Here is a 2344-nt window from a genome sequence, read left to right as displayed (position 1 = left end):
TGTGTGCATCTCCATTTTTTTCATCCGCGTTCAGGTAGAATAAAAATAAGGAGAAAGGGAGAAGATGGAAAAGTGGAGAAAAGAGTGGATAAAGAAATAGGGTTACTGGTAAATTTCGCAGACTCCACGATTGATGTCCGAAAGGTGGAGCAAGAAAAAGTTTGAGCCATTTCTCCAATTCTCCCTTTTCCCCATTTCTCCTTGTTTACACTTCTAATGTATAGCCCTGAACGGTTACCGAATTTGATTGTTTTTTAACCAGATTATTAGATGGTCAATAAGCGAAATCAGTTACGAGAGTTGCTTATTCTCTACGAACTCTGCGTTCTCTGCGGTGAGAGGGATAAATACAAGTTAGTGCCCTCCTGATTTTAAGATTCCACTTGCGGCTAAGACTAAAACAGCAACCTCAAAAATTGCTATTACCACATAGGGGATATCCTTTTTTCTTATGAGAATAGGTAATATCACCAGATAACATAAGACTGTAAGCCCTGCAAGGAGAACTATACCTACAAAAGTCAGATAATCTCCTTTACCTACCATTGCTAACCATCCCCATCCTGTAGGAGCCTGAAAGTTATGTATAAAATCTTTTGATGCCATACCCCAGTATTTAGGCATATCTTCAATCGGGATAAAATGGGGCAATACCCCTGATAGATAAATGATGAAGGTAACTCCCAAAATTGACAGTCCTGTCCACATGGCTACATTTAATACATTAGCATAGGCTATTTGTTCTTCTGATGTTTTGGTTTTATTACTATTCATATTTCCTCCAGATTAATTTAGCCACAGTTGGGACAGATCGGACTTAATTATCCAATCCCCAGCCCCTTTAGAACTGCTTTCATTCCGGCAAAGAGTAAAAGGGCAATAACTATCCATCTAATTACCCTTGGTCTTGTTTTTGCAAGTAGTTGGGCACCAATCATAGCACCACACATTATTCCGGCAATAGATGGCACAACAATCATTGGCAAAACAACTCCTTCATTCAAATAAATCCAGGCGGCTGATGTATCAGTGATAGAAAGAAGGAATGAGCTTGTAGCCACGGATATTTTAAGCGGAACACCCATCATCAGGTTTAAAACTGGCACATTTGCCCAGCCAGCACCCAGTCCAAACATACCTGCCATTATGCCAATAATGATAAACATAGATAATCCTTTCATTGTGCGGTGGATGCACCATTCAACATCTTTTCCAAGTGATTCTTCCCGGTAGATGCCCATAATTTCCAGGCTTTGCGATAAGGCATCGGGTTTTGGCACATCTGGAAAGTCTGATTTCTTAGCCAAAACCATAATGATAACAATGGAGATAATGGTAATACCGAGTAAGACTTGGACAATATTTGTTGGTAGTGCAAGTCCAAGCATAGCCCCGACAATAGCGGCAGATGAGGCAATTAACGCCACTGGTAATGCTAAACGAAGATTAGCCAGATTTCTTTTAAGCAGACCAGGTCCTGCAGCAAGCGAACTAGCCAGTGCTACAAAAAGGCCAGCAGCTCTGACAAAATCAAGATGAAAAGGGAAAAAACCGCTGACAATCGGCACATATAATACTCCACCACCTACACCCCCAAGAACTGCTACAATACCAAGGAGAAAGGTAAAAATGAATAACGACAATGGCCATATCCACCAGACCACATTAGCATTTGCTACTTCCCCTCCTGTTGATGCCCATACGGTTACGGATGTAATTATTAAGAGTATCAGTGATATACCTACCTTTAATGTCTTTGCAACCTTCAATTCAACCCTCCTTTAAAATCAAGAAAATAATAGCACGCTGATAACGCAGATGATGCGGATATTCGCGGATACAAAACAGAACACAGAAAACAGAATAAAGAGAAAGAAACATTCATGCCCATAGGGCACAAAGGAGAATGAAAATATAACGCAGACTTGCAGGATTTTTCAGGATTAACACAGATTTCTCCTTCTCTTTTATCCTGTGAATCTGTGTTAATCTGCGTCCTATTATGAATGATTTTCAGAGGAAATCAGCGAAAATCGGTTTAAATCTGTGTCATCCGTGTGCTATTTATAAATACCCCAAGAAATACTTTGATTTAAAACAAAGATAGTTTAGCATTCTTAGAGGTATTTGTCAAGGGAAAATTACTGGGACCAGATTTTTCGCAAAAATTTTATTTTAATTCTTATCCTGATAATCTGCGAAAATCTGCCTCCTATTCAGGGCAAACGCATCTAAATTTTCGTCCTCAGACGAGTTATACATTCAGATATAACTTAGCACTTTTTTGTTGACTTTATCAGTTATATCCCCTATAATATTAAGAGTAAAGAATTTACTATCAGGG

General features: G+C 39.1%; 2 protein-coding genes. Both read right to left on the bottom strand.

Features of this window, described 5'->3' with window-relative positions; translation table 11 throughout:
* Nucleotides 1-354 precede the first annotated feature (354 nt).
* Nucleotides 355-774 (bottom strand): hypothetical protein, encoded by a 420-nt coding sequence (locus AB1414_19355; GenBank protein ID MEW6609570.1) that lies wholly within the window; start codon nt 772-774, stop codon nt 355-357.
* A 47-nt stretch (nt 775-821) separates the two neighbouring features.
* The gene (locus AB1414_19350) at nt 822-1718 is read right to left on the bottom strand and encodes a sulfite exporter TauE/SafE family protein (GenBank protein ID MEW6609569.1); all 897 of its coding nucleotides are present in this window, start codon (nt 1716-1718) and stop codon (nt 822-824) included.
* Between the last annotated feature and the right edge of the window lie 626 nt (nt 1719-2344).

The organism is bacterium, from assembly GCA_040755795.1.
Lineage (GTDB): Bacteria > UBA9089 > CG2-30-40-21 > CG2-30-40-21 > SBAY01 > JBFLXS01.
The sequence above is the reverse complement of the archived record's forward strand: the minus strand, read 5'-3'. Positions and strand labels throughout refer to the sequence as shown.

Coding starts and splice junctions, on each gene's coding strand:
- AB1414_19355 (MEW6609570.1), bottom strand. CDS start 774: ATGAATAGTAATAAAACCAAAACATCAGAAGAACAAATAGCCTATGCT.